General features: G+C 61.0%; 23 protein-coding genes. 4 read left to right on the top strand and 19 right to left on the bottom strand.

All coding sequences use genetic code 11. The features are described from left to right. Positions 1 to 59: 59 nt before the first annotated feature. The 14 genes from OKC31_RS01540 to OKC31_RS01475 form a co-directional block, all read right to left on the bottom strand. Positions 60 to 617, bottom strand: a complete 558-nt coding sequence (locus tag OKC31_RS01540; RefSeq protein WP_270656023.1) for a HutD family protein — start codon at positions 615 to 617, stop codon at positions 60 to 62. An 84-nt stretch (positions 618 to 701) separates the two neighbouring features. Beyond that, the gene (locus tag OKC31_RS01535; RefSeq protein ID WP_108541993.1) at positions 702 to 1,361 is read right to left on the bottom strand and encodes a YceH family protein; all 660 of its coding nucleotides are present in this window, start codon (positions 1,359 to 1,361) and stop codon (positions 702 to 704) included. Positions 1,362 to 1,500: 139 nt separating this feature from the next. After that, the gene (locus OKC31_RS01530) at positions 1,501 to 3,639 is read right to left on the bottom strand and encodes a sensor domain-containing diguanylate cyclase (RefSeq protein ID WP_270656022.1); all 2,139 of its coding nucleotides are present in this window, start codon (positions 3,637 to 3,639) and stop codon (positions 1,501 to 1,503) included. Next, the gene (locus OKC31_RS01525; protein WP_270656021.1) at positions 3,636 to 4,829 is read right to left on the bottom strand and encodes a sugar ABC transporter substrate-binding protein; all 1,194 of its coding nucleotides are present in this window, start codon (positions 4,827 to 4,829) and stop codon (positions 3,636 to 3,638) included. The genes OKC31_RS01530 and OKC31_RS01525 overlap by 4 nt, the downstream gene beginning before the upstream one ends. A gap of 162 nt (positions 4,830 to 4,991) precedes the next feature. Then, complete coding sequence (locus OKC31_RS01520) at positions 4,992 to 5,207, bottom strand: YdcH family protein (RefSeq protein WP_005337763.1); 216 nt, start codon at positions 5,205 to 5,207, stop codon at positions 4,992 to 4,994. A 276-nt stretch (positions 5,208 to 5,483) separates the two neighbouring features. Continuing rightward, positions 5,484 to 6,095 carry a hypothetical protein gene (locus OKC31_RS01515; RefSeq protein ID WP_040094762.1) on the bottom strand — a complete coding sequence of 204 codons (612 nt, stop codon included), beginning with the start codon at positions 6,093 to 6,095 and terminating at the stop codon, positions 5,484 to 5,486. Beyond that, positions 6,092 to 7,453: an MATE family efflux transporter gene (locus OKC31_RS01510; protein ID WP_005361670.1), complete on the bottom strand. Its 1,362-nt coding sequence runs from the start codon at positions 7,451 to 7,453 to the stop codon at positions 6,092 to 6,094. The genes OKC31_RS01515 and OKC31_RS01510 overlap by 4 nt, the downstream gene beginning before the upstream one ends. 121 nt (positions 7,454 to 7,574) lie before the next feature. Beyond that, positions 7,575 to 9,398: a SulP family inorganic anion transporter gene (locus OKC31_RS01505; protein ID WP_058055883.1), complete on the bottom strand. Its 1,824-nt coding sequence runs from the start codon at positions 9,396 to 9,398 to the stop codon at positions 7,575 to 7,577. A gap of 71 nt (positions 9,399 to 9,469) precedes the next feature. Continuing rightward, positions 9,470 to 10,060, bottom strand: a complete 591-nt coding sequence (locus OKC31_RS01500; RefSeq protein ID WP_270656019.1) for a nucleotidyltransferase family protein — start codon at positions 10,058 to 10,060, stop codon at positions 9,470 to 9,472. Beyond that, positions 10,047 to 10,307 (bottom strand): GNAT family N-acetyltransferase, encoded by a 261-nt coding sequence (locus OKC31_RS01495; RefSeq protein WP_005337747.1) that lies wholly within the window; start codon positions 10,305 to 10,307, stop codon positions 10,047 to 10,049. Before OKC31_RS01495 ends, OKC31_RS01500 begins: the two co-directional genes overlap by 14 nt. Positions 10,308 to 10,510: 203 nt before the next feature. Next, positions 10,511 to 11,695, bottom strand: a complete 1,185-nt coding sequence (locus OKC31_RS01490; protein WP_139708930.1) for an iron-containing alcohol dehydrogenase — start codon at positions 11,693 to 11,695, stop codon at positions 10,511 to 10,513. An 18-nt stretch (positions 11,696 to 11,713) separates the two neighbouring features. Beyond that, complete coding sequence (locus tag OKC31_RS01485; protein ID WP_069555457.1) at positions 11,714 to 12,232, bottom strand: hypothetical protein; 519 nt, start codon at positions 12,230 to 12,232, stop codon at positions 11,714 to 11,716. After that, positions 12,213 to 12,833, bottom strand: coding sequence for a TetR/AcrR family transcriptional regulator (locus OKC31_RS01480; protein WP_158109357.1), 621 nt, complete (start codon positions 12,831 to 12,833; stop codon positions 12,213 to 12,215). Before OKC31_RS01480 ends, OKC31_RS01485 begins: the two co-directional genes overlap by 20 nt. A gap of 11 nt (positions 12,834 to 12,844) precedes the next feature. Then, positions 12,845 to 14,290 carry a coniferyl aldehyde dehydrogenase gene (locus OKC31_RS01475; protein WP_270656018.1) on the bottom strand — a complete coding sequence of 482 codons (1,446 nt, stop codon included), beginning with the start codon at positions 14,288 to 14,290 and terminating at the stop codon, positions 12,845 to 12,847. 212 nt (positions 14,291 to 14,502) lie between these two features. Between OKC31_RS01475 and OKC31_RS01470 the strand changes: the two genes are divergently transcribed. The 3 genes from OKC31_RS01470 to OKC31_RS01460 all read left to right on the top strand — a co-directional run bounded on the left by OKC31_RS01470 (position 14,503) and on the right by OKC31_RS01460 (position 16,429). Next, positions 14,503 to 14,796 carry a hypothetical protein gene (locus tag OKC31_RS01470; protein ID WP_005353197.1) on the top strand — a complete coding sequence of 98 codons (294 nt, stop codon included), beginning with the start codon at positions 14,503 to 14,505 and terminating at the stop codon, positions 14,794 to 14,796. A gap of 222 nt (positions 14,797 to 15,018) precedes the next feature. Further along, positions 15,019 to 15,987, top strand: a complete 969-nt coding sequence (locus tag OKC31_RS01465; RefSeq protein ID WP_270656016.1) for a nucleoside hydrolase — start codon at positions 15,019 to 15,021, stop codon at positions 15,985 to 15,987. Between the two features lie 106 nt (positions 15,988 to 16,093). Continuing rightward, on the top strand, positions 16,094 to 16,429 hold the full coding sequence (locus tag OKC31_RS01460; RefSeq protein WP_005353195.1) for a DUF3634 family protein: 336 nt from the start codon (positions 16,094 to 16,096) through the stop codon (positions 16,427 to 16,429). Positions 16,430 to 16,517: 88 nt separating this feature from the next. Here the strand turns inward: OKC31_RS01460 and OKC31_RS01455 are convergent, their stop codons facing one another. Next, positions 16,518 to 17,723 (bottom strand): c-type cytochrome, encoded by a 1,206-nt coding sequence (locus OKC31_RS01455; protein ID WP_270656015.1) that lies wholly within the window; start codon positions 17,721 to 17,723, stop codon positions 16,518 to 16,520. Beyond that, entirely contained in the window at positions 17,720 to 19,645 is a 1,926-nt protein-coding gene (locus tag OKC31_RS01450) for an NAD(P)-binding protein (RefSeq protein WP_043821315.1), read from the bottom strand. The genes OKC31_RS01455 and OKC31_RS01450 overlap by 4 nt, the downstream gene beginning before the upstream one ends. A 367-nt stretch (positions 19,646 to 20,012) precedes the next feature. Between OKC31_RS01450 and OKC31_RS01445 the strand changes: the two genes are divergently transcribed. Continuing rightward, a complete protein-coding gene (locus OKC31_RS01445) occupies positions 20,013 to 20,387 on the top strand; it encodes a DUF805 domain-containing protein (RefSeq protein ID WP_005337730.1) in 375 nt (124 codons plus the stop codon). 82 nt (positions 20,388 to 20,469) lie between these two features. On the opposite strand, the gene OKC31_RS01440 is transcribed toward OKC31_RS01445, so the two are convergent. The 3 genes from OKC31_RS01440 to OKC31_RS01430 form a co-directional block, all read right to left on the bottom strand. Further along, positions 20,470 to 21,573, bottom strand: coding sequence for an ElyC/SanA/YdcF family protein (locus OKC31_RS01440; protein WP_270656012.1), 1,104 nt, complete (start codon positions 21,571 to 21,573; stop codon positions 20,470 to 20,472). 311 nt (positions 21,574 to 21,884) lie between these two features. Further along, the gene (locus OKC31_RS01435; RefSeq protein WP_047439217.1) at positions 21,885 to 22,637 is read right to left on the bottom strand and encodes a DNA/RNA non-specific endonuclease; all 753 of its coding nucleotides are present in this window, start codon (positions 22,635 to 22,637) and stop codon (positions 21,885 to 21,887) included. A gap of 233 nt (positions 22,638 to 22,870) precedes the next feature. Next, entirely contained in the window at positions 22,871 to 24,763 is a 1,893-nt protein-coding gene (locus tag OKC31_RS01430) for a PTS fructose transporter subunit EIIC (RefSeq protein WP_270656011.1), read from the bottom strand. Positions 24,764 to 25,089: the final 326 nt, after the last annotated feature.

The raw sequence follows: 25,089 nt of genomic DNA, 5'->3' as shown, positions 1-25,089 counted from the left end.
TTTTTCATCTCTGCTGTTTGTGTGTGGCGTGGCATGACTGCACACCGCCGACTTTTGCGCTATTTGGCCTGCAGGGTAAAGAAGGCGATGGCGGTCTTCTTCTGGCATTCGAAGTGAATGCTCTCTTCACCGGTCACCACCAGCGTCTCGTTGATGGCCACCTCTTTGCCCTGCACGGCCAGCTGGCCGCTCAGCAGGTGACAGAGGTAGGTCTTCTCTGGCTCGAGGGTAAGGGTCAGCGGGAAGGGGAGGTTCAGTACCCGCACGTTGGCGCTGATGCGATCCGGATGGTAGATAAGCCCCAGATCGGTCACCTCTTTTTTCAGCAACTCGCAGTGGGTCTCCTCATCGCCGCTAAAGTGCGCCACCTCGAAGGTGGCGTAGGGGTGGCCGTTGAGCACAAAGCCTGCCCCGCTCACCGGCAGCAAAATGCGCTGATAGCCAGGAAAGGGGGAGAAGGGGCCCGCGCTCTTGATGGGGGCCGAGCTCAGTCGATAGTCAAAGTCGAGTTTGGCAAGGCTGCTCCCCTTGGGGGAGATGAGGATCTGGCTGGTAGTGCCCTGCTGGTTTTTCCAGGGCATCTTCTGGTGGTCAGACTCTTTAATCAGGGTGATCACGGGCACTTCCTCACGATAAAAAACGCAGGGAGCCGGGGACATCTGCCCCGGCTCCCTGATAGAGATTGGCGATGGTAAAGGCGATCAGCCCTGACCATCCAGTGCTGCCAGCCGAGCTTCCATTGCGGCGAGACGGCTCTTGAGCTCGTTCACCTCCTGCTCCAGCTCGCTCAGGCGGTCGGCGGCAGGGGAGGCATAGGCCGCGGCGGGGGCGGCATCCATCATCGCCTGAATATCCACTTCGCCGCTAAACAGGTGGGCGTAGCGGGATTCGCGCTTGCCCGGCTCGCGCGGCAGCTTGACCACGTAGGGGCCACGCTCGATGAGTTGGGTCAGTACCGCATCCACCTCGGTGACATCATCGAAGCTGCAGAGTCGGTTGGTGCGCGAGCGCAGCTCCCCCGGGGTTTGTGGGCCGCGCAGCAGCAGTTCGCAGACGATGCCGAGCTCCTGGGCACTGAATTTCAGCTCGCCAAATTCGGTGTTGCAGAATCTGTGCTGATAGCGGGGCACCCGGGCGTTGAAGCCGGCGGTGTTGACCACCAGCCGCTTGCGGATCAGCTCGTCCACCACGGCGCGGATATCGAGCTCGGAGAGATCCAGCACCGGCTCGCGGTTGCTCTTCTGGTTGCAAGCGTTGACCAGTGCATTAAGGGAGAGGGGATATTGATCCGGGGTGCAGATCTCTTTTTCAATCAGACAGCCGATGACGCGGGCTTCCAGCGGGCCAAGTACTAACTCCATTTCCTACTCCCTTCCAAATCGAGACATCAAGAGCCCCTATCTTAGTCATGGTCCGCGCCGCGTCTAGCGTTGCGCGCCATTTTTGCGAGCTGATCAGGGCGTTGGCGAAAGGCTCGCCAACGCCGCAGACCTCCGCTTTTTAGCGCTGCCCCTGATAGAAGCGCGCCTTATTGGCATACATGGCGTCGTCAGCCACCCTGCTCAGCTCCGCCAGGGGGGTCTGGTCGCTGCTGCTCCAGCCGATGGCAAAACGCAGTGGGAAGCTGTGCTCCCCATGCTGCACGATGGCGTGCTGCTGGCTTGCCTCCAACCTGCCTGCCAGCTGCTGGCTGGCGAGGTGATCCGCCTCCGCCAGCAGAACGAACTCGTCGCCGCCGATACGGAAAATCTTCTCATCCTGACGGCAGAGGGTGCGTAGCTGGTGAGCCATCTGGATCAGCAGGGCGTCGCCCGCCTCGTGCCCATACTGGTCGTTGGTGCGCTTGAGGCCGTTGAGGTCGAGCATGAAGAGGGCGAGGTGACGCTCCGGATGGCGCGCCAGCACCGCTTGATAGTGGTGGAAGGTCTCTTCGAACGCCTGCCGGTTGGGCAGTCCGGTGAGGTTGTCGGTGCGGGCGACCCGCGCCAGCTCGTCGGTGAAGAGGCGCCCCTCGATGCCCACCGCCAACTGCTTGGCAAACAGCCGCAAGATGGCCCTGTCTTCGGACTCCAGCCCTTCGGCGCTCACCATCAGATAGCCAAACAGCACGCCGCTCTGGCTACCGGGCAGGGTCATGATCTTCCAGAGTGCGTTGTCCCACTGGCATTCGGAGTGTTTGACCTCCTCATCCATCAGTTGAACCAGTTTCTCCTGCAGGGCATCCCGCAAGGGGGCATCGACCCCCTGGATCAGGGAGTAGTGGGGCTGGCCATCGCGGCGGATCACCAGCCCCCAGCGGTGGCCGGGATAGAGCTGCGAGAGCTGCAGCAGGGCGGAGCTGGCCAGCTCGGCAATATCGATATCCAGCTGCTGGTGCAGACCGAACTGCAGCCAGGATTGCAGGATATGACGGCTGCGCTCCTCCCGGCTCAGGGCCGAGCGCAGGGCGGTCGTTTGCGAGGCAACCTCTTGCTCCAGTTCGTCGTTGAAGCCGAGCAGCCGCTGGTTGAAGGCCTCTTTCTCGCTATTGGCCTGCTGCAGCTGTTCATTTTGCTGATAGAGCGCCCGCACCTGATCCGAGATGGTGCTGGCCATCTCTTGCAGCAGTTGGCGCACCTCGTCGTACTCCACAAAGCGCAGCGGCGCCTGCCGTTGCTGGTAATTGCCCTTGCCATAGCTGCGCACCAGTGCGGCCAGCGAGCGCAGCGGTCGGGTGAGCCAGCGGGTGAGCCAGACGCAGCCGATGGCCACCAGCAGCAACATGACGGCGATGCTGACGGTCAGCAGCTGTTGGGATTTGTTGAGCTCGCTGACCCTGTCATTGCTGTAGCTGTAGAGGGTGATGGTGGGGGTGATCTCCTGCTCCAGCTGGGGCCAGCCAATAGCCAGGGGCTGCGCCATCTTGCTTGGCTCCCTGTCATCCATGGCGTTGGCGCTCTGGTGAGCCCCTTCGTAGAGACGGTTCTCGCCCTGGGAGATCACCAGATATTCGCTTCCCTTGAGATAGGGTTCCAGCAACTGGGCCATCTGCCGCCAGGGGAGAATGGTCATCACGAAGCCGGAAGGGGTCTGCATCACCCCTGCTCGCTGGTGGTTGCGATAGATGGGGGCCACCAGCGCAAGCCCGCCACTGCGGTTTTGCTCCATGTCGTCGACCAGTACGGGATCATTGACGGGGAGCAGCAGATGCTTGCCCTGTTTCGCCTCGCGGGTCTTGCCCCAGGCCATCAGCTGCGGCATCAGGTCGCTCGACTCGAGGTGGGAGGCCTGGCCATTGATGTACTCCACCACCAACCCCTTGTCATCGATGAGGTAGGCCGAGGTGAGCAGGCTGTTGGATTTGACAAAGGTGGCCAGCGCCAGCCGGGCATGGCTGGAGAAGAGAAAGTTGTCGAGGGCCTGATGGAGCACCCGATCCTGGCTGAGCTGATTGAGCTGGGTGCCGATCAGCTCGCTGCGAAAGCGGGCCTCGCGGGTCATGCTGGTGAGGGCCCGCTCCAGCTGCGACTGCTCGCTCTGGGCGATGATTTGGTGCTGGCGGATCAGCAGCACAGTGCTGGCCAGCAGTGCCGGCAGCAAGGCGACGGTGAACAGGATGATGATGAGGGTCGGGCCGAGCCGAAAGGTGCGATGTTTCATGGTGTTTTGACCTGCCGGTACTGCTGATCGGCCAGCTGCTGCATATAGCGTGCGGTGTCGGCAGCACTGATCCCCTCTTTAAATCGCTCGAACCCTTTCTCCATCGCTTGCCAGGCGATGGACATGGCGCTGTCGGAGGGCATGGGGGTACTGAGGGTGAACTGTTCCAGCAGCACTTTTTCCTGAGGCGTGGGACGGCGGCTGATGGCGGTAAAAGCCTGCTGATTGACCGGCAGCAGCGCCCCCTGATGATAGATGAACTGCTGAATATCCTGACGCTGGATAAAGGCCATCAGTGCCTTGATGACGGGTTGCCGATCCTCATCATCCATCGCCCAGCGGGAGGCTCCCATCACGTAGGCGCCGCTCATGGAGTGCATGGGATGGCTTTGCCAGCGGGGCAGCAGGGCGACGCCCAGCTTATCCCCCATGTTCTTCACCAGATCGTTGAAGGCCCAGTCCCCATTGATGAGGTAGGCGCTCTTGCCCTCATTGAAGCGGGTGAGGGCGGTGTCATAGTCGCACTCGGGATCGACCCACTGTTCGCTGACGACGGTGCGGTAGGCCTCCAGTGCCTGCACCATGGCCGGGCTGTCGAGGGTGATGCGCCCTTCGGTCACCGGCGAGCCGCCAAAGGTGTGTAAAAAGGCGGCGAAGTAGTACATGTCGTGATAGGGCCAGCTGACGGGGTAGACCCCCTTGGCCTTGAGGGCCGGGGTGATAGCTGTCAGTTGCTGCCATTGGGTCACCGGAGTCGAGACCAGCGCCTTGTTGTAAAACAGCATCAGATGGTTGCCCTGCATCATGGGCATGCCCCAGCGTTGCCGCTCCAGGGTGACATAACGCAAGGCGCTGGCCATCAGCGCGGGGGAAAACCACTCGGCCGGGAGGGGAGCGAGGGTCATCTGGCGATAGAGGCCGATAAAATCGGAGGGGATCAGCATCAGATCGGGCAGCCCCCTGGCCTGAGCCGCCAGCAGGAGATCCGCCTTGATCTTGCCCGGCTCAATCTGGGTGACCCGCACTCTGTGGTTCCCCTCCTGATTGAAGCGGGCGATCACGTCGTCGATCACGTAACCGGCTTGCTGGGAGTGCCACAGCTCCAGTTCAGGCTCCTGAGCCTGCAGGGGGTGGCTCAATGCGAACAGGCAAAGCAGCAAGAGATGATAAAAAGATCGTTTTCTGCTCATGTTATCATCACCGTTAATCCCTGAATTCCAAGGGAAAAATGTAACAAACTACCGGCAAGATCGGTAGGCTAGAGTGTCAACTAATTGACTGAAACAACAAAAAGCCCGGCGCGTGGGCCGGGCTGGGGGATAAATTGCTTATCCGCATATTCTTCGAGGCATCTATTGTGGATGTTGTTTGAGGATGTCGTATATCTCCTCTTTCAGTTTGAGTTTCTGTTTTTTCAGATCTCTCACCTCGGCGCTATAGTCGCTGGCGTGATGCTTTTCCAACTTTCTAATCTCCGCATCCAGGTCGTTGTGCAAGTCAAACTTCTTCTGGAAATGGACATCACTGCTCTTCAGTTTCGAGATGAGTTCTCTGTACTCTGGGAACATGTAATGGAGCCTCCTTGGTTTCGTTTGATTGTGCCTGTAAGACCAAAGCTACCCCTTAGTGCCGGGGATAAATGTGATCCTGATCGGATTTGGGGGCAATGATTTGGAGTATTCGGCGGGATATTTATAACTTGTTGAATCAAAACAAGATAAGTGATTTATCAATCTGAATGGTGAGCCAAACTGTGCGACAAGTCACAACAGGGGCAGTGTTGGCGTGAGGGTGCAGGATCAAAAAAGGGGCCGAGTGGCCCCTTTTTATGGATGCAGGCAACGTTACTCTTTATCTTCGTCCGCCTGCTCTTTTTTCTTTTTCTTCTCGGGTAGCGGCTTGCCATCGCGGTGTATCACCTTGCCCGCCTCAAAGCCAATCTGGGCGGCCAGCTCCTCCAGATCCGCCGACTTGGCCTGATCCCCGATGGCGTAGCGATAGTTGGCGATGGAGAGTTTGTCAGCCACCGGCGTGCCCGGGACGATAGGCTCGCGCCAGCCCTGGCCGATGTGGGCCACCAGGGTGCCGTTCATCAACAGTTCGCCGACGATCTCCTGGGTCGGATTGCCCTTGCCGTAGGTGAGACCCTGCGGGTGTTTCTTGCCGACCAGCGGCTCGTTGCTGGCGGGGATCAGCTTGGTGCGGATTAGCCACTTGGGCTTCTTGGTGTTGCCCACCGCCTTGCCGGTCTGGTACTCGTTGATCTTGATGGTCTTGATCATCTGGGCCATGAAGTCCTTGGTCAGCGCCTTCTGGGCGTCGCTGGTTTCATCGATGGCGATGGGGGCCACATACCAGGTCTGGGTGGCTTGAGCCTTGGGAGCGGCAGGGGCAGTTTGCGCCATGGCCAGGGGGCTGAGCAGGATGGCAGCCAGCAAGAGTCCTATCTTCTTCATTGTGATTCCGCTTTTGTTTCAACAAGAATTTTGTTTTGCCAGCGACGACTGCGCCAGCGCCAGAACATGGCCAGACCGCGCACCCACTCGTCGCAGGCCAGCGCCAGCCAGATACCGACCAGTCCATAACCCTGCATGATACCGAGGAAATAGGAGAGTGGCACGGCAATTCCCCACATGGAGAGCAACGCCATGTAGAGGGGGAAACGGGCATCCCCGGTGGCCCGCAGGGCGTTGATCACCACCAGATTGAAGGTGCGGCCGGGTTCGAGGATAAGGCTGATGAGAAACAGTTGCGCCACCTGGGTGATGATGTCGGCATCATCGGTAAAGAGGCTGATGATGGTGCGGCCATTGAGGGCCGCCGCCACGGCGATGACGCAGGTAACTGCCAACCCCAGCTTGAGGCTCTTGAGCAGTTGCTGATAGGCGCGATCGAACTGTCTGGCCCCCGCCAGATGGCCGATGATGATCTCGTTGCCAAGGCCGATGGAGAGGCCAAACAGCAGGATAAACAGGCAGATCTGAAAGAAGTAGGACTGGGTTGCCAGCGCCTTGTCCCCCAGCAGTCCGACAAAGGCTGTCACCACCATAAACTGCAGCATCCAGGAGAGGTTCTCCCCTGCCGCCGGCAGGCCGATATGGAGCACCTTGCCCAGCATCTCCCGGCTGGGGTGGACGATATCGCGCACCACCAGTCGAATGCCGGTCTTGCGGGCCACTAGCCACACCAGCAGCACCACGCCGACCAGTCGACCCGCGACCGTGCTGATGGCGACACCGGCGACCCCCAGCTGGGGCAAGCCGAACCAGCCGTAGAGCAGCAGCAGGTTGCCGACGAAGGTGATGAGGTTGACGATCAGGGTAACATACATCGCCTGGCGGGTGTGGCCGTGAGCGCGCAGGGTGGCTGCCAGACAGAGGGCTGCCGCTTCCGGTAACAGGCAGAGACCGATGATCTGCAAGTAAAGCGTCCCGTCGCTCATCAGGTTGGCAGGCAGGTTCATCAGCGCCAGCATGGTGCTGGCCCCCGCCATCACGCCAATGGCGGCCACCAGACCGATCAGCAGGTTGAAGCCGATTGCGGTGTGGATCACCACCCGACTCTTCTCCCGATCGCCGGCCCCCAGATACTGGGTGATCACCACGCTGGTACCGATACTGACGAAGCTGAACAATGTGATGGCGAGATCGAACACTTGATTGCCGACCGCCAGCGCGGCCACTCCCTGATAGGAGACATGACCCACCATGAAGGTATTGAGGGCTCCCGTCAGAAAGTGCAGGGCGAGATCGATAAAGAGCGGCCAGGTCAGCGCAAAGAGGGTGCCCGGGCCTGCGTGGGATTGAGATTGCATGGCATGTCCAACAGCTGGGAAGGCACGGGGGAGTGCCCTCTGGGGGCGCATTTAACACCAAGGCCAAGGCCGGTGCAATCCTTGTGCAGGATTGCACCGGCCAGGGGAGCAGGCCAAGGGATCAGGCAGGCGTGGCGCCCGCCTCCTGTTCGCTTGGCAAGGTGAGGCGCGCCGAGTCGGGCAGGGCATCATCCTGCGGCCAGTTGGAGCGGATGGCATCTGTGGTGCTCTCCACCACCGCATCATCCTTGAACACCGGCTCGCGGTAGCAGCGGGTCAGGCGCAGCGCCTGATACATATCGGGGCAGAGGATGATCCCTTCATCGCCCACCCGCACGCCCGCTTGCTTTAACCAGTGAGTCATCTGGCCGTGGCGACCCGCCATCACCATATGGATGCCGCGCCGTTTCAGCTCTTTGTGCAGCTCTCCCACCATGCTCATCACGCTGATGTCCTGATGGGTGAAGCAGGCGACCGCATCGATCACCAGACACTTGGGGGCTCGGGGATCCTGCACCAGCAGGGCCAGCACCCGCCGCTTGAAATAGGGGGCATTGAAGTAGGTGAGCGGCGAGTTGAAGCGATAGACCAGAATACCCGGGATCGCCTTGGCCTGTTCGTTGTCCCCCAGGGTACGTACTACCCCCTCGTCATCCATGCCAAGCAGCTGGTCGGTGGGGCGCATCACATTGCGCAGGAACTGGAACAAGCCCAGCAACACGGCGAGGGTGATCCCGGGGATCACTCCCATGGTGAGCACGCTGATAAAGGTGACCAGCGCCAGCCAGAAGGCGGAGCGATCGGAGTTACGCAGCGCCCACAGTCCGCGAAAGTCGGTGAGCGAGAGTGAGGCCATTACCAGCACCACCCCGAGGGCGGCGGTCGGGATGTATTTGAGCGGCGCCGTCAGATAGAAGGTGATGAGGGCGATCACCGCCGCGGCGATGATAGAGACCAGCTGGCTCTTGCCGCCGTTGGCGTCGTTGACCGCGGTACGCGAATCCGCCCCGCTGATGGCGAAACCTTGCGAGACCGCGGAGGCGAGGTTGGCCATACCGAGGGCCCGAAACTCCTTGTCTGCGTCGATTTCGTAACCGTTTTTGGCGGCAAAGCTGCGGGCGGTCAGCATCATGGAGACGAAGCTCACCATGGCGAGGTTAAGGGCAGGCAGTACCAGCTCCCGCATCAGACCGGGGGGAAATTCCGGCATCTGGAACGCGGGCAGGCCGGAGCCCACCGTCCCCAGGGTGGCGATATCAAACTGGCCGAGATTAAAGCCCCACACCAGCGCAGCGGTCACCACCATGGCCACCATGGAGGAGGGCCATGCCGGTTTGTAGCGCTTGGCCAGCAGCAGGGTGAGCAGAGCCACCAGACTCATGGCCAGGGTCGGCAGATGGGTTTGGGTAATATAGGTAGCCCCGCTGGCGATCCGCTCGATGAGGTAACGTTCGCTGAAAGTGAAGCCGAAGATCTTGGAGAGCTGGCCCACCATGATGGTGATGGCCACACCATTGAGCAGCCCCATCAGGATGGGGCGGGAGAGAAAGTCCGCCAGTACTCCCAGCTTGAAGCGGCTGGCAATCAGGCACCAGAAGCCGGTCATGGCGGTCATGGTCATCACCAGTTGCCAGTGACGGGTGGGGTCGCCTGCGGCCAGCGGCGTCACCACGGCGGCGATGACCGCACAGGTGGCGGCATCGGGGCCGACAATCAGCTGGCGGGAGGTGCCAAACAGGGCGTAGACCAGCATGGGCAGGATGCAGGAGTAGAGACCGACGATGGCACCCACTCCGGCGAGTTCTGCATAGGCAATGGCGACGGGCAGCGCCACTGCCGCCACCGAGAGTCCGGCGCGAAGATCTGGCATCAACCAGGCGCGCTGGTATTGCAGCAGGGCGGCGAGGCCCGGTAGCCAGCGTTCGAGAGAGAAGAAGTCGCGCATTATTTAACCCATTGAGTTACAACCAGCTTTTCCCCTAGTGTGCCCAAGGTTATCGAAAGATTGCAATCAGGTTATGGCCAGTTTACCTGAAGGTCAGGCCAGATAGCCTGCCAGCGTTTCTCCTTGATGCGCTGGGTAAAAATCTGTTTGTCCTGACGACATCTGGGGTTGGCACTCACTTGCAGCGACCAGTTGATGGTAAAGCCGTAGGGGGCGAGCCACTCGAACTCGCCATCTCGGGTGAGGCGTACGCCGATGCAGGTGGGCACTTCGACCCAGTGGCTGAGCGCCTCAAGGCTGCTGGCAAACGGCGCTACCAGCTGGCGAGTGTGCATGCGGGCCTGATTGCGCACCTCCCACTGCTGGCCGGGTAGGCGCTTGGCGAGCCAAGCTTCGTGCTCCGCTTCGGCCAGCCCTTGCGGATCGGTTTTATCGAGATAGATAAGGTCGATATCGTTGAGCGGGGTGGGCACCGCCTTGCGGTGAAGGTGATCCCAGATGAGGTTGCGGATAAAACCGGCCCCCAGCGCCCAGTCGGGCAGATTGAGCTCGGCCGCGACTTGCAGGCAGGCCATCCGCTGCGGATCGGCCCGCAGCAGGGCTTCTGTTTTGGCTTGGAATTGCTGTTCGAGGGCGGAGTTCAGAGGTTCAGTTGTTGGCATTGCGGCGTAACCAGACATCAATGTAGCGGCAGCTCGGCACTATAGTGAGCCCCTCCGCCTGAGTCCAGTTGAAGAAGGCGCGCGCCAGCTGATCGGCAATCCCCTGCACCCGCAGCTCTGGGGGCACGAAGGTGCTGTAGGCGTCGATGGTCTTGGCATCGAGCCGCCGGTAGCGCAGTCTCGACTCTTTCCCCTCCACCATACAGATGAACTGCTGCTGGTTGGCCTGATGGATGATGTCGCTCATGGTGGGCACCTCTGGCATAAAGTTGGGTCTCTCGGCACAACATAACTGTTAGCCAAGGTATAGAACAGATAATGAGAGCCCGTGGTCAATATCATCCCCCTTTGACAGAGGGCGCATCGATATCGCGATGCAGATCAAGGTGCCCGATGGTGAGTCGGGCACCGCGTTAGTGTCAGCACAAGAGTGTTGGCAAAGGGGAGGGATCAGACCCAGGCTCGCTCCAGCAGGGTGAGTAACTGCTCACGGTCGGCGTCCTTGCGATTGAACAGCAGGGCACCGTCGTTGACCGCCAGATCGCGGATCTCGGTCAGTAGCGAGCGATCGCTTACCCCAGCCTCGCTCATGGTGCGCGGCAGCTTGACCGCTTGCCACAAGGTGTCGCGCAGGGTGCGAATGGCTGTGATGGTCGCCTCCGCCCGCTGATGGGCCGGGGTGGCAGCAAAGCGCTCTGCCCCCACCAGCGGCAACAGCAGTCGGGCCAACTCGCTATCCACCTCGGGGCGGTTGTAGTCGAGCACGGTCGGCAAAAAGAGGTTCATGCACAGCCCGTGGGGCAGATGGCAGCGGGCTCCCAGACTGTGGCCGAGGGCGTGCACCAGCCCCACCATGGAGTTGGAAAAAGCCATGCCAGCCAGCGTGGAGCCTTCCGCCAGTTGCAGCCGCAGCTGTTTGTTTTGCGGGTCGTGGATGATTTGCGGCAGGGCGCTGGCGATCTTCTCCACTGCCATCAGTGCCAGCGCATCGCTCACTGGATTTTTCGCTGTGCCGATAAAGGCTTCGATGGCGTGGGTCATGGCGTCCATGGCGGTAGCGGCGGTGATATTGAGGGGCAGCCCCTGGGTCAGGCGCGGGTCGAGCACCGCCAGCTGGGGCAGCAGGAAGGGGGAGGTGAAGGGCACCTTGCGCCCGCTCGCCTCATCCTTGATCACCGCCACCAGCGTCACTTCTGATCCTGTGCCCGCCGTGGTGGGCACCACTGCCAGCGGCTTGAGGGGACGGGTCAGGCAACCGGCGCCCGAGTAGTCGAGCAGATGATCCCCCCCCATGGAAGTGAGAATGTTGACCGCCTTGGCGGTGTCGATGACCGAGCCGCCCCCCAGCGCCACCAGACTGTCGCAGTCGAGCTCGCGATAGCGTTTGGCGATCCGCTCCACCACGGCGGTGGAAGAGTCGGCCGGGATCTCGTCCCAGATGGCGGCAACCGGCAGCTCCCCCTCGGCCAGCACATTGGCCAGCAGGGTGGCAAGGCCGGTGGCATTGACCCCCTTGTCGGTCAGCAGCAGCGGGCGACGGGCCCCGAGGCTGGCCAGCTCGCTGGCCAGCTGCTCCAGCGCCTGTTCACCGGCCAGCAGTTTGACCGGGCAGAAGAAATCGTAATAGCGGCTCATTTCAAGGCTCCTTGCGCGTTAGCCGGTCACCAGACCCAGATAGATGTTGCAGGCCCGGCCGATCTTGTTGGTCGGGGCGGGATAGTGGCGCAGCAGTGGCCGCGCGATAAAGGCGGGCAGGATCAGGGACTGCAACTGCTCAAGCCCCCGCACCAGATGCATGGCAACGGTCAGGTCTCCCTCCACCAGCAGCCGGTTTTCGCCAAATGCCTGATTGACCCCGAGCCGAAAGCTCAGGGCGCGAAAGGCGATATTGGGGTGCTTGAAGCGCACCCGCAGCGGATGGATGGTGGCATGGGGTGCCGCCGGCGCGCCGGGATACCAGCGGCCCCCCTGCTTGTGCATGTTCATGGCGTAGCCGATGCCGCCCACTTCGAGGCGAATAGCCAGCCCGTCCGGCAACGGCGCCAATTCGCGGCGTACCGCCTCATCGGTGCGGGCGGCGCGGCAGAGGGTGCGACCCACCACCCAGAGCAGTGTGGTGATCCAGAGGCGGCGGCCAAGTGCGGCCAGAGATTCAACGGTCGGAGTTGTCATAGGGGTTGGCTCCTGAGATGGCTGACCAGAAGAGGGCAAAGGCACTGGCTTGCCAGTAGTCGTCCTGTCCCAGCTCCGGTTGATCGACAAACAGTGATGCGCAGGCGAGGAACTGGCCCTGACACACCTCCAGCAACAGTGGTGCGGGAGCCTGCATCAGCTCGCCGCTGGCCTGCCCCTTTGCCAGCAGGGCAGGCAGAAAGCGCAGGGCATCGTTCAGGATCTGGCTGCGGGCCGGTCTGGCCAGCAGCGGAGAGTGAAAGAAGCCCAGCACGAATTTGAGCTCATTGGGATGCGCGAGCATCCACCCCATCGCCAGCTGCCAGTAGTGGCGGGTCTGGTCGTACAGCGACAGGGTGGGATCTGCTTCATGGATGGCGCTCCCCATCCGGGTTTTCACATCCTGATAGAGGGCGAGGATCAGCGCCTCCTTGCTCGGAAAGTGGTGGAACAGAGTGCCGTTGGCCACCCCGGCCGCCTTGGCGATGCGGGCGGTGGCGGCCCCCTGCAGGCCATCTTCGGCGCAGAGGGCGAGGGCGGCATCCAGGATCTGGCGGCGCTTGTCGGTCATGGTTTGTGGCTGCGGGATAGCCTGGTTCATGGTCATCTCCATCAGCGCAGGAAGAAGGCCATCATCAGCTTCTGGATCCAGCTGTGGTAGGGCGGATGGATCAGGGAGCCGGTGGTGAACTTGCCGCGGGTCAGCACGGTTTTCGCCTTGGAGAAGGTAAGAAACCCCTCGTGGCCGTGGTAGTGGCCCATGCCGGAGGCGCCGATGCCGCCAAACGGCACATCATCGGCAGCCACCTGAAACAGGCTCTCGTTGATCGCCATGCCGCCGGAGTGGGTCTCCCGGGTCACCCGTGCCTGCAACTCGGGATCGAAGCTCATCAGATAGAGGGCCAGCGGGCGGGGCCGTTCAGCCACATAGGCGAGCGCCTCCTCCAGGGTGTCGTAGGTAATGAGCGGCAGCAGCGGGCCAAAGATCTCCTGCTGCATCACCTGACACTGACTCGGCACCCCGGTCAGCAGGTGGGGCACCAGCAGGCGACGCTGGTCGTCGCGGGCCGGGTTGCCACAGGGGTGGAGCTGGGCACCCGCCTGCTCGGCTTCATCCAGCCAGCTGACGAGACGTTGATACTGGCGGTCGTTGATGATGGCGCCGTAGTCGGCGCTATTGAGCCCCTGCGGGTAGAGCTTGCTGAAGTGGCGGCGATAGGCGGCGATAAAGTTATCCACCTCGCTGCGGGGCAGCAGCACATAGTCGGGGGCGACGCAGATCTGGCCAGCGTTGAGGCTCTTGCCGAAGATCATCCGCTCGACCGCGGTGGCGACCGGCATGTCGGGGGCGATGAGACAAGGGCTCTTGCCGCCCAGCTCAAGGGTGAGGGGGGTGAGCTGGGGCGCGGCAGCGGCCATCACCAGCTTGCCCACCATGGTGGAGCCGGTAAAGAGCAGGTGATCGAACGGCAGTGAGCTGAACGCCGCCGCCATCTGGGCATCTCCCTCGATGATGGCGATCTCGTTTTCGTCAAACACGCTGGTGAGCATGGTGCGCAGCACGGCGTTGGTATGAGGGGTGAACTCGGAGAGTTTCAGCATCGCCCGGTTGCCCGCCGCGATGGCGGTGATGAGGGGGCCAAGGCTCAGCATCACCGGAAAGTTCCACGGCACGATAATGCCGACCACCCCGAGCGGCTGGAAGTGCACCTCTACTTTGGCGGGGGCCAGCAGCAGGCCGGTGTGACGGCGGTGGGGCTGCATCCAGCGCTTGAGCCGCTTCTGGGTGTAGTTGATCTGCATGATGCAGGGCAGCACATCGGCGATCAGGCTGTCGTAGTGGCTGCGCTGGCCATAATCTGCCGCCAGCGCCTTGCACAGCTCTCCCTTGTGGGCGAGCAACGCCTGCTTGAGTTTGGTCAGCTGCGCCCGGCGCTCGGCCAGGGTAGGCATGGGGTGAGCCAGACTCGCCCGCTTGAGCCGCGCCAGCTGATCCGGCAGGGACAATTTGATGGCGAGGATATCCTCAGGAGTGTGTTGAAGCTGCGCCGCACCCATGTTGTTCTCCGCATGAAAAATGACCGACTGATTAGTCGGTCTAAATCTAGCTGTTTGTTACCGGAATGTAAAGCTGGCAAGCTGTCTGCCGTTCACCACGAGCCAGACGCAAGAGAGAACTGTGTGTCTCCCCACACTTTTGTGGTTTGCTCGTTGGTGACTTATCTAATAAGGGGTAGTTTTTGGCTATTAACCTACACGGAGAGAGCACTATGACCAGGGAACTGAACAGCTTGTTGGCCCGGCTTGAAGATGTGGTTGAGCGGATGCCGGATTGCTTCAACACCTACGAATTCGCCCAGAAGCTGGCACTGCAATATCAGCCGGAATTCTTTGCCGCGGGCCACTCTCTGGCCGAGCACGAGGGCAAGGTACTGCGGGTGCTGCACCAGAAGATCGCCGAGGCGCTGGCAGGCAGCGAGATGGTGATTGAAGGGGCGCTGCTCCCCTGCGTCACCCCCTGGGGAGAGAAGGCGACCTCACCGCGCTGGCACCGCAAGCACTGAGGGGCGTAGTAAGGCAGATCACTGCCAGATAGCAGATAACGAACAACGATAAAGGGCGCGGCGCTGGCAACAGGGCCGCGCCGTTTCTTGTGCAGATTGTCGCCAGCAGCGTGTCGTTGCCGAGAGCAAAGGCCCGCTCTGTGATCCCATGCCGGGATACGGGGCCGTTAGCCGGGTAGACTCTCCCTTTTGTCGCAGGGTTTGTCACCGTAGGAATTTCTCATGACCCATAAAATCATTCTGGATACCGACCCGGGTATCGACGATGCCATGGCCATCCTGTTTGCCGAGGCCCACCCCGCCATCGACCTGCTTGCCATCACCACTGTTTTTGGTAACGCCACCATCGACAATGGCACCCGCAACGCCCTCTGGCTCAAGCAGAAGTACGGCATGAAGGCGGATGTGGTCAAAGGTGCTGCCGCCCCGCGGCTGCGCGAGCCGGTCGGCCCCACCACCATAGTCCACGGCCCGAGCGGCTTTGGCGACATGGAGGCGGGGGAGGTGACTATCGCTCCGGATCCCCGCCCCGCCTGGCAATATATTGTCGAGGCGGTGAAAGCCGCGCCGGGGGAGATCACCCTCGTCACTATCGGCCCGCTGACCAATCTGGCGCTGGCGCTACAACAGGCGCCCGAGATTGTCTCGCTGGTGAAACAGGTGGTAGTGATGGGCGGCGCCTTTGGCGTCAACGGCCATCGCGGCAACGTCACCCCCTATGCCGAAGCCAATATCCACGACGATCCCGATGCCGCCGACCGGGTCTTTACCGCCGATTGGCCTGTGGTGATCATCGGGCTGGACGTGACCCAGCAGAGCTTCTTCAGCAGCGCCTATCTGGATGAACTCAGGGACAAGGCGGGCGAGCCGGGCCAGTTCCTGTGGGATGTCAGCCGCTTCTACCTGCGCTTCTACTCCGAGAAGCTGGGGCTCTCCGGTTGCCATGTCCACGACCCGTCCGCCATCGCCTATGTGATTGATCCGACCCTCTTTACCCTGCGGGAAGGGCCGGTGCGGGTGATCACCAGCGGCCCGGCAATCGGCCACACCCTGCAAAAGTTCGATGGCAAACGCCACTCCCACGATGACTGGGCAGCCTATCGCCCGCAGCAGGTCGGGGTGGCGGTGCGCGATGAAGCCTTGCTGGCGCTCTATCGCGAGACGCTGGTGGGCTGGGGCAAGGATTGCTGAGCTAAGAGGCGCTATTGCGCTGACGCGGGGGCTGTGATCGGCGCCAAACAATCGGAGCGCACGGCCGCTTATACTGCCTTATATCAAGAGCTTGGGAGGGATGAAGATGGCCTGGATTTCCTTGATAGTGGCGATAGCCCTGATCTGGTGGTTGATGAAGCTGGGGCGTGGCGCCCTGTTCGAGATCCGTCTTGCACCCGGCAAGGTAGTGGTCAAGCAGGGCAAGGTGTCACCCGCCTTTATTGAGCATGCCAAGCAGATCCTGCGCCACGACACGGTGCGCGGTCGCATTGTGGGGCAGCGTGATGGCGATGGCGTGAAGCTGATCTTCTCCCGCTCCATCCCCGAACCGGTGGCCCAGCGGTTTCGCAATATCTTCCCCTATGGCGATTACCGCCAGCCAACGGCACCGCTGCCGGGGCCCAAATCCCGCAAGGGATAAGTACCGGAACCTGGTTCATCAATAGCAAACGGGCCTCCAGTGGAGGCCCGTTTTTTATGGCACTTGGCCAAGAGAGAGCTGACAGCCCTTACTCTTTACCGTGCAGCTCGCGCTGGGCCTTGACCGCCGCCGCCTTGACGGCGGTGCCTTCATTGCCCCAGGAGGCGCGCAGGGTGTTGACCAGCTCGGCGAGCCGCTCGTCATCCATGGTCCAGCCGTAGCCCGGCATGTGGTAACCCAGATTGCCGTAGGTGACCGGTGTTTCGGCGCCGTGCAGCAGCACGTTGATCAGGCTCGACGGATCGCTCGCCAGCACGGTGCTGTTGTTCACCAGCGAGGGGATGACATGGTCATTGCCCTGACCGTTGACCCCGTGACAGGTGGAGCAGTACATGGCGTAATCCGCCTTGCCGCTGGCACTGGCATAGGCACGGGCCCCTTTCTCCGCCACTGGTTCATCTTTCAGGTCGGTCAGATAGGTGGCGATGCTGGCCAGATCGGCGTCGCTGAAATACTGGCTGCTGTGAGTGATCACTTCCCCCATGGGGCCCGCGACCGCTTCATGTTGGCTGCGGCCGGTTTTCAGCAGATCGATCAGCGCCTGCTTGCTGTAACGGCTGCCGCGAATGTCGGGGGCATACCAGCCATCCAGCGCCGCACCGCTCAGGTAGACGGGATCCGCCTCAGTCAGCGCTTTCTCCTGCATGCCAAGCCCGCGCGGGGTGTGGCAGCTGCCGCAGTGGCCGGCACCCTGTACCAGATAGGCGCCGCGGTTCCACTCTTCGCTCTTGCCTGCGACCGGGGTGAAGCGGCTGTCATCGTGATAGACCCAGTTCCAGCCCATCAGCGGCCAGCGCATGTTGAGCGGCCAGGGGATGTCGCTCTCCTTGTTGGCGATGGCCAGCGGCTGTACCTCCTTCATCAGGTAGTGATAGAGATCTTCGAGATCCTTATCGCTCATCTTGGCGTAGGCGGTGTAGGGCATGGCCGGATAGAGGTGATGGCAATCGCGGGCCACCCCTTCGCGCATCACCTTGATGAACTCCGGCAGGCTGTAGTTGCCGATACCGTGTGTCTTGTCGGGGGTAATGTTGGTGGCAAATACGGTACCGATGGGGGTCGGGAACCCTTTGCCGCCCGCCAGCGGCTTGCTGGTTTCGCTGGTGTGACAGGCGGCGCAATCGCCGAGCTTCGCCACGTATTCCCCCACAGACATGGCGGGGGCTGCGTTGGCGGCAAGGGCGGGCAGGGCCAGCAGCAGGGCGCTGGCGGTCAGTGACAGGGCGCGGTTCATTGGGCACCTCCCTTGCTCATGGCTACCAGCTCGTTGACGGCGCGCCACGCTTCGTCGATGGCGGCGTGGGCGTAGGGGCTCCAGCCTGCATCCGAGTTGGCGATGGTGATGTTGCCGATCGGCTGGCGACCCAGTTCAATCCATTTTTCGCACTGCGCTTCGTCATCAAACAGGGTGTTGGTGACATAGGAGTAACCGTGAGACCAGCGGTTGACCGTGATGGCGAGGATGTCCTGCTCATGGTTGAAACCGGCGCTGCCCAGCATCCCCTGCAACTGCTCGCGGATCATCTGCTCATGCTGCTCGAACGGCATGCCGAGGATCATGGCGCGCCCCTTGCGGGACTGTTCGCGGGCCGAGAGGCCGCTGCCCGGCAGGGTCGGCACATAGACCATGTGCAGGCACATCGGCTGATCCGGGCTCTTGGGATGCTCGTAGCCACCCATGCTGACCGGATAGTCGAGCTTGACCCGGCTATAGGGTGCGGCGGGGGAGTAGACCTCGTGTACCCCCAGCTTGACGAAGGCTTGCCAGTTCTTGATCACCACCTTGGTGTAGACCAGCGGCGCCTTGGCATTCTGGCGCAGCGCCTCCTTCTGGGGCTCCGGCATCTCGGGCACCATGTAGGGGATCATCATGTTGTAGCCCGCCATGATCGACTGCTTGGCTCGCACCCGATGCAGTTTCCCCTCCTTGATGTAGGTGACATCCACCGCCAGCTTGCCGTCGGCGAGGCGCACGTTTTTGGCCTGCAACGCCGTGCTGCCAAGGCGCAGTTGCACCTTGTGCTCAGGCAGGTCGAGCTTGCTGTAGTCAAACTTGGCCAGCACTACATCCTGCATGGTGTGACCCGGCGCCACCTGCGGAATGAGCTTGCGTACCATCAGGCGGGTGAGACCGGCGTTGCCATCGGGGAAGTGGAAGATGTAGGGATCGTCCAGCTCCGCCTGCTCCTCGGCATCCAGCGGCGTCAGATTGAGGCCGTCGAAACCCGGCAAGGCGCAGAGGCGCGCATCGGCGCAGGCGGTGGCGTCGATGCCGACCGCCTGGAAATCGTTGGTGCGCTGCTGGAAGTAAGTGATCGCCCGCTCGCTGAGACCCACTTTATCGCGCAGGAAGGTGGTGTAGCTGTTGCGGGTCACCCACTCGTCCTGCTGCTCGCGGGTCATGCCGCTCAGGTAGTCGATCTTCGATTCGTGCAGGGCCAACAGGGCGGCTTTGTCGGCATCATCGAGGGGGAAGTCACCGATAAATTCTGCCAGCGGCCGGCCGTTCAGGCGATCGCGCGGGATATCATCCGCCACGTTGTGACCCGGATCGCCGTTCACTATCTTGTTGACGCCAAAGTGCTTCTCGTCGAAATAGACGCCGCGGCTCAGCCCCAGATCCGGATAGAAGGTCTGCTGGAAACCTGCGGCCAGCTCGTCGATGTTGACCTCCAGCGCCTTGAGCAGACCGAGCGCCACCGGGCTGTAGACCGAACGCGGTGATTGCAGGGACTCACTGCCGCCGTAACCCAGACGCAGGCCATCGGGGGTGGTGAACTCGTTGCGCTTGGCGTGGCCGCCAAAGTCGTCGTGGTTGTCGAGCAGCAGGATCTTCTTATCCGCGCCGAGCAGTTGCTGATAGAAGCAGGCGGCGGCCAGGCCGCTGATCCCGGCGCCGACGATCACCAGATCGTACTCCCCCTCAAGGGGAATATTGGCGAAGTCATACTGCTTGCCGTCACGGGCGATGCTGTGGGCCGGTTCGAAAGAGCCCGGGTGGTTACCGCGCAGGCCGGTGAGGGCGGGCGGGTAGGCCAGGGTTTTATCCGCCAGCGTGCTGCCGCCTTCGGCAGCCTTGAGCAGATTGATGGGGGCGACGCCTGCCGCAATGGTGATGGCAACGCCGTTGAGAAAATCTCTGCGTGTAATACTCATGGCTATCCCTGTGTTAGGAGAAGTAATGAATAAGTGGATTCATTATGGGAGGGAGACACAGATCCTGTTCAGGATTGGGCGCCGAATCTACCGCTATCCTCACGCTGAGTCCATACGATTGCTAATGGATTATTAAGCACCATTTTCCTGCTTGTGACGAGAGTGATGCGCTGATGGGGGGGATTTGCCCTGTTGCAGGGCAAATTAACTCTCGGCTCGGTCGGTCAATGATTGCCGCAGCTGATTAGTTTGGGAGGCGTTCGGGCATCATTGTCGACTCGGGGGGATGATCGCGCTAAGCTCTTAACTACTTGTTTTATCGACTCTCTTTTTTATTCATAGGCATAAAAGCCACTCAGGAGGCGTAATGAACTGGTATATCTCGGTCCTCAAGCAATATGCGGTATTCAGCGGGCGGGCCCGTCGCACCGAATACTGGATGTTTGTGCTGTGCAACGTCATCGTTATGCTGCTGCTCGGCATGGTGGACAAGCTGATCGGCGGCGACAATGAGCTGATCAGCTCCATCTATTCGCTTGCTGTGCTGCTGCCATCGCTGGCGGTGGCGGCCCGTCGCCTGCACGATACCGACCGCAGCGCTTGGTGGCTGCTGCTCGGGCTTATCCCAATTATCGGCACCCTGGTGCTTATCTACTTTATGGTTTGCAACGGTCAGCAGGGGCCAAACCGCTTCGGTGACGATCCCAAAGCGGCCCCCTCGCAGGGTTTTATCGTCAGCTAACGGGCGCGGCTTGGCCAATCATCGGTCAATAAAAAGAGAGGGAGGCATCACGCCTCCCTCTCTTTTTCGTTTTGATGGCCGATCAACGCTCGATCAGAGGGGCGGAGCGGTAGCTCCACATGCCGTAGGTGCGCAGGGCGTCGCGGTAGATGCCGAGCAGCTCGCTCTCGCTCGGGGTGGCCAGCTCCTCGAGGGGCTTGTCAGGGTAGCTGACGCTCGCCACCTTGATGTTGGCCGGGCCAATCTGGTCGCAGGCGATTTCCAGCACCGTCTGCCCGCGGCGTACATGGCTGGCGGAGCTTACCAGCACCGCATAGTCAATCTGGTGGCGGGCGAGGGCATAGGCGCTGTAGAGGGCATTATCCACCGTGCTGGTGGCGTAGTTCTCTTCAATCAGGCGGCTGCGGTCAATGCCGTGGTTGGCCAGCCAGTCAGCCATCAGCTTGCCCTCGGTCTGGCGGTTCTGGGGCACGCCGCCGGTCAGGATGATCAGCGCTTCTGGGTCGGCTTTGGCCAGCTCAAGGGTTGTTTGCAGCCGGCCCAGCAGGATCTTGTCCATGCTGCCGTCGGGATTGAGGGCGTAGCCCAGGGTGACGATGGCGCGTTTGCCCTCCTGGGTGGCCTTGACCTGATCCCCGGTCAGTTCGGTCTGCAGCGGGGCGGCGGTGATCCGCTGCACCCGGGCGATGATCTCCTCCAGATCGGCGGCGCGGCCACTGTTGCGATCCGCCACTTTCGCCAGATAGCTGCGGGAAGCCTCCTTGTTACCCTTCACCAGCTGCCAGATGGCGAGATAGCTGTTGATGTCGAGATCATCTGGGGCGACGGCCTGCGCCTGCTCCAGCAAGGTGATGACGCGGCTCAGGTTGCCGTTGTAGATCTGGGCGTTGGCCGCCGAGATGAGCAGGTCGGTGCGGTAGGGTTCAAGCTGGTAGGCGGCCAGCAGCCGCTCGGTCACCAGTTCCATATTGCTCGGCATCTTGGCGGTAAAACCGGCGTGGGAGATCTTGGCAGGCGACTTGTAGATCTGCAGCGCTTCGCCGAGCAGCATGTCCACCGCCTGGCGTTTGCTGACCAGAGTATTGAGGTCGTGCTCCATCTGCATCGAGCTCTCGGCCGCTTGCAGGGCGAGGGGCGAGAGCGCCAGCAGGCCGCCGAGGGTGAGGGCAAGAAGGGTCTGTTTCATCAAAAGGTCCTCTGTCGGGCTGAATCGCGCCGTGGGCTCCGGTTTGCGGGCCGATGGGATAAGGCAAATGTGCGTCAATTCAGTCTGTTAGTGCCAAAGAGAGGGCAATATACCAGTTAACGGCGTGGCAAACTGTGAGTCGGGGCGGGTCGTCGGGTGATGCCACACCTGTGGCCGCAAAAATGGCCGCAACAGTGGCCGCAACGGGTCAGCAGCCATCTGAAAAGGGCAGGGGAAGTGTAACTCCCCCTGCCTCTGTTGCGATGCAAGACTGATGGCGTCTCAATCTATCTGCGGATGAGTTGTTCGAGTCAGTTCCACATCGGGGAGATGCGGGCTTCCAGCGTCTCTTGCTGCTCTTCGGGCATATCGCTGAAGAAGTTGAGCTGGGTTTGCTCCTCCACCTCACGTACCGAGACCCGGTAGTCGGCGATCTGGCTGATGGGCACCTCTTCCTGCGGCATGATAAAGGCGATGGCCTGCAGTCTGGCCGGGTCCATCACGATCTTGTAGTAGGCGCTCGGGATCGCCACACCCTGACCGATGGACTCTTCAGAGCCGGTAAAGATGGGGCCGGTGATCACCTGCACATCCTTGCGGGAGACCGCCCACTTGTTCACCTTGTCCTCCAGCACGCGCCACGCCTTCTGGTTGAGCACCCCGATCTGCGGCGTCATGTTGCTCAGCAGGAAGCTCTCTTTCATGGTGTTCTTGTTCGATTTCATGTCCCCCGCCGGGGCCTGATGGCCACGGTCGTAGCCCGAGCCCTTGTAGTCGGAGAGGGTGGCGCGGTAGGCAACCGGGATCTCCCTGTCCTCGGCGAAGGCATCCTTGCGCGGCACAGTGCCCTGTGCGCTCTGGGCTGTCATTCGGTAGGAGACCCAGTCCGCCACCTTGTAGTCGTAGTTGTAGCCGACCGCATACCCTTCACGGCAGAGCTTCTGATCCGATTCGGAGGGCAGGCCGAAGCGCACGTGCTCACCGCACTCCCAATGGGCGGCCAGCAAGGGGGTGGCAGTGAGGGTGAGGGTAACAGCCAGAACCAATTTATTGATTTTTATCATTTTTGTGATGCTCCAGTTTAGTAGGCGGAGCCATTTGACATGAGATCTGACCAGCGCTTCAATTGCTGTTTTTTTACACGTCACCGTTCTGTGACGGCTCGCCAAGATCCGTGATGTGACTGGTTAATATGTTTTAAATCAGTGGCTTGGTCGGTGGGATGATGTGCGGTTGCTCGGCAGACAACGAAAAGGGGCCCGCGATGGGCCCCTTGTGATGAGCTGTCTGACTGCTATCAGGCGGCGTTTGCCTTGTTGCCCAGCGTGCGGGCCAGCAGTGCTTCCGGATTGTGAATCGCCTCCTTGGTCTTCACATCGATGACTTCGATATCGGTGAAGCGCTCGCGGTTCTTGATAGCCACGTCGTGGGCGAAGATGACGCAGCGGGCGTTGGCGACATCCTTGGCGGTAATGCGGTTGATGATGCCGTTGGCGCCCTGGGTCTCGACCTTGATCTTGATCCCCTGCTTGGCGGCGGCCTTCTGCAGGCTCTTGGCGGCCAGGAAGGTGTGGGCAACGCCAGAGGGGCAGGCAGTGATGGCCAGTACGTCCGCTTCTCCTTCCGCTTCAATGACTTCGAAGCTGGTTTGGGTGGCGGTCACGTCATCTTCTTCGCTCACCGGCTTCTTCAGCAGGTTGACGATGATGGCGGTGGTCAGGGCGCCGAGGATGGTACCCAGGATGTAGCCCATCTTGCCTTCAACAACCGGCAGGACAATCCAGCCACCCCAGGGGGCGTGGTTGATACTGTGCATCATAAAGCCGGTGATGTTGCCGACGATGCCGCCTGCCACGATGGCCGGGATAACGCGCATGGGGTCAGCAGCGGCAAACGGGATGGCACCTTCACTGATACCGATCATGCCCATGATGGCGGCCGCTTTACCGGATTCACGCTCCTCTTTCTTGTAACGCTTCGGAGACATAAAGGTCGCCAGTGCCATACCGAGCGGCGGCACACAGATGGCGATACCGACGCCGCCCATCAGCCAGGGCTGGGTGTTGACCTGAGTCTGGGCAAACAGGGTAGCAACCTTGTTGACCGGGCCGCCCATATCGAAGGCGGTCATACCACCGAGAATGGCACCCAGCATCACTTTACCTGAGCCCGCCATGCTGGAGAGCCAGTGGTTCATCCCTTCCATCATGGCGGCGATCGGGGCACCGATCCCCCACATCACGATGCCACACACCAGGAAGGTACCGATCAACGGATAGATGAAGATGGAACCAAGGGAGGTCATGGAGTCAGGCAGCTTGATCCGTTTGAGCTGATTGACCACGAAACCTGCGATAAAGCCCACCAGAATGGCGCCAAGGAAACCGGTTTGATAGTGCTGTACGGCAATCCAGGAGCCGATCATGCCCGGAGCCAGGCCCGGCTTGTCAGCCAGTGAGTAGGCGATGTAGCCACCCAGCACGGCGGTAAACAGGGTCAGACCGGCGATACCCATGGTCGCCATGTCTTTGAGGAAGCCCGCCTCCGGCACGGCGCCCTTGCCGCTCATCATCACTGACAGGGAGAGCAGCACACCGCCCGCCACGATGAAGGGGATCATGTGGGAGGTACCAAACAGCAGGTGCTGCTTCATGGTGTTGAGGCGATCCTTGAAGGTGCGATCGGTGGGTTCAACCGGAGCAGTGGCAGCCGGTTTGGCGGTTGGCGCCGTTTTTTCCGCTTTCGGGCCTTGCTTGAGCAGGGTCAGGGCTTGCTCGACGGTAGTGGCCGCCTTCATCTGCTCGATAAAGCCCGGCTCCAGCAGACGGGTAGATAGTTCGGCCAGCACTTCGATGTGGTGGTTGGCGCCGCCATCCGGGGAGGCGATCATGAAGATCAGCTGGGTCGGCTTGCCATCTTCGGCGCCGTACTCGATACCCTGACGGCTGACACCGATGGCAATGGCCGGACGGCTGACCGCCTTGCTCTTGGCGTGGGGCAGGGCGACACCCTGCTCGAAGCCGGTGCAGTCCAGCTGTTCGCGGGCCCAGATATCCTTGACGAATTGCTGTTGATCAGACACGGCGCCATCGCGCGCCAGCATCTGTGCCATCTCGTCGAACAGAGCCTCCTTGCTGGTGGCCTTCAACTCCAGGCAGATGAGTCTGCCGTTGGTCATGGTGGGTAACATATTACTCTCCTGGCTCCGTTGCCGAGCCGCATGATGGGGGGAACAATTGACCTGGATATTGTTCTCCCGTTGGCGCGGTGCCGAAATCGGACAAATGTGTCGTTTACTGGATTTTTGTGCTGTGCAAGTCGCCATGTGACCCAGCTCGCATATCATCATGAAAGCCAATTCATACCGATTCTTTTATTTTTTTAAATAAAAACAATTAATTGTGAGTGCGTCTTGCTACTTGTATGAGAGCAACGAAAAGGTTTCGTCTTCGGAGGTATGGAGATTTGTGTGCTGTTTTGAGGGCGGAAAATGTGAAGGTGCTGGCAAAACGCGTT

Source organism: Aeromonas sp. Y293-4 (assembly GCF_027705905.1).
GTDB classification, from domain to species: Bacteria; Pseudomonadota; Gammaproteobacteria; order Enterobacterales; family Aeromonadaceae; genus Aeromonas; species Aeromonas veronii.
The sequence above is the reverse complement of the archived record's forward strand: the minus strand, read 5'-3'. Positions and strand labels throughout refer to the sequence as shown.

Excerpts from the sequence above, each read along its gene's own strand:
- OKC31_RS01535 (WP_108541993.1), bottom strand. The coding sequence starts at position 1,361 with ATGGAGTTAGTACTTGGCCCGCTGGAAGCCCGCGTCATCGGCTGTCTG.
- OKC31_RS01530 (WP_270656022.1), bottom strand. The coding sequence starts at position 3,639 with ATGAAACATCGCACCTTTCGGCTCGGCCCGACCCTCATCATCATCCTG.
- OKC31_RS01525 (WP_270656021.1), bottom strand. The coding sequence starts at position 4,829 with ATGAGCAGAAAACGATCTTTTTATCATCTCTTGCTGCTTTGCCTGTTC.
- OKC31_RS01520 (WP_005337763.1), bottom strand. The coding sequence starts at position 5,207 with ATGTTCCCAGAGTACAGAGAACTCATCTCGAAACTGAAGAGCAGTGAT.
- OKC31_RS01515 (WP_040094762.1), bottom strand. The coding sequence starts at position 6,095 with ATGAAGAAGATAGGACTCTTGCTGGCTGCCATCCTGCTCAGCCCCCTG.
- OKC31_RS01510 (WP_005361670.1), bottom strand. The coding sequence starts at position 7,453 with ATGCAATCTCAATCCCACGCAGGCCCGGGCACCCTCTTTGCGCTGACC.
- OKC31_RS01505 (WP_058055883.1), bottom strand. The coding sequence starts at position 9,398 with ATGCGCGACTTCTTCTCTCTCGAACGCTGGCTACCGGGCCTCGCCGCC.
- OKC31_RS01500 (WP_270656019.1), bottom strand. The coding sequence starts at position 10,060 with ATGCCAACAACTGAACCTCTGAACTCCGCCCTCGAACAGCAATTCCAA.
- OKC31_RS01495 (WP_005337747.1), bottom strand. The coding sequence starts at position 10,307 with ATGAGCGACATCATCCATCAGGCCAACCAGCAGCAGTTCATCTGTATG.
- OKC31_RS01490 (WP_139708930.1), bottom strand. The coding sequence starts at position 11,695 with ATGAGCCGCTATTACGATTTCTTCTGCCCGGTCAAACTGCTGGCCGGT.
- OKC31_RS01485 (WP_069555457.1), bottom strand. The coding sequence starts at position 12,232 with ATGACAACTCCGACCGTTGAATCTCTGGCCGCACTTGGCCGCCGCCTC.
- OKC31_RS01480 (WP_158109357.1), bottom strand. The coding sequence starts at position 12,833 with ATGAACCAGGCTATCCCGCAGCCACAAACCATGACCGACAAGCGCCGC.
- OKC31_RS01475 (WP_270656018.1), bottom strand. The coding sequence starts at position 14,290 with ATGGGTGCGGCGCAGCTTCAACACACTCCTGAGGATATCCTCGCCATC.
- OKC31_RS01470 (WP_005353197.1), top strand. The coding sequence starts at position 14,503 with ATGACCAGGGAACTGAACAGCTTGTTGGCCCGGCTTGAAGATGTGGTT.
- OKC31_RS01465 (WP_270656016.1), top strand. The coding sequence starts at position 15,019 with ATGACCCATAAAATCATTCTGGATACCGACCCGGGTATCGACGATGCC.
- OKC31_RS01460 (WP_005353195.1), top strand. The coding sequence starts at position 16,094 with ATGGCCTGGATTTCCTTGATAGTGGCGATAGCCCTGATCTGGTGGTTG.
- OKC31_RS01455 (WP_270656015.1), bottom strand. The coding sequence starts at position 17,723 with ATGAACCGCGCCCTGTCACTGACCGCCAGCGCCCTGCTGCTGGCCCTG.
- OKC31_RS01450 (WP_043821315.1), bottom strand. The coding sequence starts at position 19,645 with ATGAGTATTACACGCAGAGATTTTCTCAACGGCGTTGCCATCACCATT.
- OKC31_RS01445 (WP_005337730.1), top strand. The coding sequence starts at position 20,013 with ATGAACTGGTATATCTCGGTCCTCAAGCAATATGCGGTATTCAGCGGG.
- OKC31_RS01440 (WP_270656012.1), bottom strand. The coding sequence starts at position 21,573 with ATGAAACAGACCCTTCTTGCCCTCACCCTCGGCGGCCTGCTGGCGCTC.
- OKC31_RS01435 (WP_047439217.1), bottom strand. The coding sequence starts at position 22,637 with ATGATAAAAATCAATAAATTGGTTCTGGCTGTTACCCTCACCCTCACT.
- OKC31_RS01430 (WP_270656011.1), bottom strand. The coding sequence starts at position 24,763 with ATGTTACCCACCATGACCAACGGCAGACTCATCTGCCTGGAGTTGAAG.